The organism is Kitasatospora sp. NPDC036755 (genome assembly GCF_040636595.1).
Lineage (GTDB): Bacteria > Actinomycetota > Actinomycetes > Streptomycetales > Streptomycetaceae > Kitasatospora.
In genome coordinates, this window is sequence record NZ_JBEZUT010000513.1 from 1 (window position 1) to 4,138 (window position 4,138).

The following is a 4,138-nucleotide window of genomic DNA, read 5'->3' on the forward strand; positions in this document are numbered from 1 at the left end:
GGCCGGCGGCCGGGCGGTGCGCGCACTGGTCCGGGACCCGTCCGCGCCCGCCGCCGCGGCGCTCGCGGAGGCCGGAGCCGAACTGGTCCGCGCGGACTTCGACGAACCGTCGGGCCTCGAACCGGCGTTGGCCGGCACCGCCGCGCTGTTCGCCGTACCGCCGGTCGCCTACGGACCCGAAGGCGCCGACCACGAGCTGGAGTTCACCCGCGGCCGGGCGCTGGCCGACGCGGCCGCGGCCGCGGGGGTCCGCCAGGTGGTGTTCACCAGCGTCGCCTCGACCTCCGGCGCGGCGTTCGCGGCCCCGGGGAAGCGGCGCGTCGAACAGTACCTGCGCGAGCGGTTCCCGCTGGTGACGGTGCTGCGCCCGGTGCGGTTCATGACGAACTACTTCGGGACCGGCTTCGGCCTCGACGGGATCGTCGACGGCGTCAACCGGCACCTCTTCGCCCCGCACGAGCCGCTGCAGGTCATCGCCCCCGAGGACATCGCCGAGTTCGCGGCCCTGGCCTTCGAGCAGCCGGCGCGGTTCGCCGGACGGACCCTGGAGCTGGCCGGCGACGACCCCACCCCGGTCGAGGCCGCCGCCGCGATCAGCGCCGCCACCGGCATCCCCGTGCGCTACGAGTGGCTCACCCACGAGGAGGCGGCCGCGCTGAACCCGGAGTTCGCCGAGATCCGCCGGCAGTGGGCCGCCGGACACCGCTGGCACGCCGACATCGAGGCGCTGCGCGTCATCCACCCCGGGCTGCGCACCCTGGCCGACTGGCTCGCCGAAACCGGCGCCGCCGCCCTGCGCGACCGCCGCCCCGGCGCGCGGTAGCGGCAGAACGCCGCCCGCGGATGCCGACCGGCGCAGCAGGACGGCCCCCGCTGCGCCGGTCGGCGGCGCTCACGGGGGCCGGCGCGTCAGCCGCGTTGCCGGCCGGGGCGTTTCCTGGTGCGTTCCCTCGTCCAGCCGATCAGCACCGGGACGAGGAGGACGGCGAGGACGGTGTCGACCCGGCCCATCCACGCCTGGGTGGCGGCGCTCGGCAGCCTGCCCAGTTTCGGGGCGACCCGGCCGGCCGGGTCGGTGGTGACGGTGACGATCTCGCCGACCCGCTTCGAACCGCCGAGGCCCCCGGTGGCCGTCTCGTTGATCGGCGGGCCGTCCAGGGCCTCCAGGGTGTAGACCTGGTAGTCGGTGTTGTCGGCGTTCGACTTCGTCTGCACCCCGGTGATACGGGCGTGCTGCTCCAGGCCGTGCTCGCGCAGCGCCCGGGTGTCCAGCAGGGTGATGTGGATGAACAGCATGACCGTGGCGACGGCGCCGAGCGAGGCCATCCACACGGCCGAGTCGTCGCGCCGCACCACCCAGGTGAGGTAGACGGCCATCAGGACGAACAGCACCAGCAGCGGGACGGCCGTCTGACTGTGGGTGCGGTGGGCGAAGTCCGCCAGCCTGCGGACGCCGAAGAACACCGCGCCCCCCAACAGCGCCGCCAGTGCCGCGTTCCAGGCCGCCCGCCCCACCGTGCGCATCGTCCGCCTCCCCAGCCCTCCGCACACCCCGGACCCCACCGTACGTGAGCCCGCCCGGGCATCCGGGCCTTTCCCACCCGCCGGGCGCACGGGCGAACCGGTGCGGGTCCCCCGGTCGCGGCCGGCAGGACGGCGGGCTCCTCCCCGGCGTGCGACATCGCTCGACCGGCGGTCGTTTCACCGGGTGCGGTCGGTCTCACCGTCCGGGGCGAGGGTTCCCGAGAGGACGAAAGGCGCTCCGAGGGGCAGGCCGATCCTCTCCGCCCAGGACAGCGCCTCGGCGTGGGACGTGTCGGGTTCGGCCAGGCGGGCGGCGGCCAGGGACGGCGGCACCTGGCCCCCGGCCAGCAGGACGGCCCACTGGCTGCCGGTGAGGGCGAGGTAGCGCAGCCGCGGGAACTCCGCGAGCACGGTCAAGTCCCGGACGGCGGCCCGGGAGAGGTCCAGGCCGTGCAGGTTCGGCGCCGTGCGCAGCGGGGCGAGGTCGGTCGCGGTGGTGGTGGAGAGGTCCAGCGAGCGGAGGTGTCGGTGGCCCCCTAGCGGTGCGAGGTCGCCGCCGTGGAGGTCGACGGCCAGGGACTCGACGGGCAGGTCCCTGACGGGCGTCAGGTCGGTGACGGGCCGGCCCTCGAGCCGGAGCCTTCGCAGGTGGGGTGCGGCCGCGAGCGGGGTGAGGTCCATCGGGCCGGTGGGGGTGTTGACATGGATCAGAAGGGCCTGGAGGTCGGGTGGCACGTCGTGGGGGATTCCGCCGGATCGCAGCTCCGCATCGGAACCGGGCACGCGCGGGCCTTCCAGGAAGTCGATGAAGTCGACGTCGTCCTCCTCGACCGCGTAGGCGTCACGGTCCAGCAGGTCCAGGTAGCGGGCGAGGAGCGAGGTGACGGAGTCGCAGACGTGGAGCGGCCCGTCGTAGTGGTCGCGGCCGATCTCGATCACCTGTCCCGGGCGTCCGGCAGGGGCGGGGGACATGTCGACCGCCAGGTAGTTGCCGTCGTCGGCGGTGGCGAACGGGAGCCACCCGGGGTGCTCGTGGCAGCGCCGGACCGTGTCGGGCGGGGCGGCGTCCAGGACGACCGCGTCCCAGTGGTTCTGCCAGCCCGTCCACACCGGTTCCCGCAGGTCGGCGTTGGCGGCGACCAGCCGGGCCAGCGGGATCCAGTCGAGGTTGCCGAACAGGCCGGAGGCGTCGTCCCCGCTGCCGTCGGCGAACAGGTACAGCGCCCGCAGGTCGGCGGGCAGCGGTCGGCCGAGGCGGCGCTCGGCGTCGGCGAGGGCCGCCTCGGTCACGGGCGGGGGCAGCGTCTCGGCGCGTCCCAGGATGTCGGTACGCCGCGTCAGGTAGGCGCGGAGCCGGGCGAGCGCCAGGTCAGGGTCGCCCGCCGGGCCGGCCGTGCCCTCGGCCTGGGTGTACCCCGCCGAGGAGGGCCGGCAGCCGTGGTCCAGGACGGCCAGGAAGCCCGGACGCCCGTCGTGCAGGCGGGAGAGGACATCGCGGGAAGCGACCAGCGAGTACTCCCCGGACGGCCGGAACCGCATGTCCAGCCTGGTGCGTTCCCAGCCGCGAGCCGTGCCCACCGCCGCGGTCACGTCACGCAGGTCCTGGAGTCCACGGGCCAGATGGAACGGCCGCGCGGTCGCGTCGGAAAGCACGCACTGGCCGGAGGCGTTGAGACCGAAGAGGCCTTCGGTGCTCACCAGCACCGCCTCCGTCCACCCCGCCGGCGCGTTCGCCGCGATGATCCCGGCCACCCGGGCGACGCTCTGCTCGATCAGCTCGGTCATGTCCTGATTCCGTCTCCGTCGACACTCCCGTGATCATCGCAGGGGCCTGTGACAGACGCGGCCGGCGCGATCCCGGCCGGGGCCCGCGGGCTCGGCCCGGCGGAGCCGGCGGCGACGGAGTGCGGGCCCGCCGCGCCGCCGCCACCGCGCCGAGCGCCGTGCCGCCCGTGCCGTGTCCGGCCGCCACAAGGTGTGGATCGGCCTCCCCCGGGAGGGTGAGGCGCTCCGTTCTCACGGCGGATGTGTCGCTCCGGCGCCCTCCTCGATCATCGAACCAGCAAGGTGCGCCCACGGGATCGGGCGGACGAAGAGACCGTCCGCGCCGACCGGACACCCGGACCGGGAGGACCCCCATGACCGCTGGCTCATTTCTGGCACAGCTGCACGGCCGGACGGCGGTGGGAGTGCCCCGTTGGGCGGTGCGGGTCGCCTACGCGATCTCGCTGACCGTGCTGCCCGCCGGGCTCTGGCGGGTTCTGAGCGTTGACTTCCGGATCCCGCTGATGGATGCCCCGTCCGACGGCCACCCGCCGCCGGACTGGTTCGGCGGCGAGTGGTGGTACGTCATCGGGCTGAGCACGGCCAGTGAGGCCCTGGCGTTCCTGGCGGTCGGTCTCGTGTGCACGTGGGGCGAGGTGTGGCCCCGGTGGATCCCCTGGTTGCGCGGCCGCCGGGTGCCGATCCTTGCCGCGGTCATCCCGGCCGGCCTCGGCGCGACCTTCAACACCCTGCTGTGGCCATATTCGATGATCATGATCAGTCTTGGTCGCAGGGTCGACGGCGGCGTCGACCCCGGTGCGGGCACACATGGCTGGCAGGCCTTCATCTT

Annotated in this window: 4 protein-coding genes; 2 read left to right on the forward strand and 2 right to left on the reverse strand. The window is 74.6% G+C overall.

Annotated elements, in window-relative coordinates:
* Window positions 1-823 (forward strand): NmrA family NAD(P)-binding protein (locus AB0E96_RS39010; protein WP_359831270.1); only part of this gene is annotated, 823 nt, incomplete at its 5' end.
* A gap of 86 nt (window positions 824-909) precedes the next feature.
* Here the strand turns inward: AB0E96_RS39010 and AB0E96_RS39015 are convergent.
* Both AB0E96_RS39015 and AB0E96_RS39020 read right to left on the reverse strand, forming a co-directional pair.
* Complete coding sequence (locus AB0E96_RS39015; RefSeq protein WP_359831272.1) at window positions 910-1,524, reverse strand: hypothetical protein; 615 nt, start codon at window positions 1,522-1,524, stop codon at window positions 910-912.
* A gap of 177 nt (window positions 1,525-1,701) precedes the next feature.
* The gene (locus AB0E96_RS39020; protein WP_359831274.1) at window positions 1,702-3,309 is read right to left on the reverse strand and encodes an SMI1/KNR4 family protein; all 1,608 of its coding nucleotides are present in this window, start codon (window positions 3,307-3,309) and stop codon (window positions 1,702-1,704) included.
* Window positions 3,310-3,662: 353 nt separating this feature from the next.
* Between AB0E96_RS39020 and AB0E96_RS39025 the strand changes: the two genes are divergently transcribed.
* On the forward strand, window positions 3,663-4,138 hold a 476-nt coding region (locus AB0E96_RS39025; RefSeq protein ID WP_359831276.1), incomplete at its 3' end, for a hypothetical protein.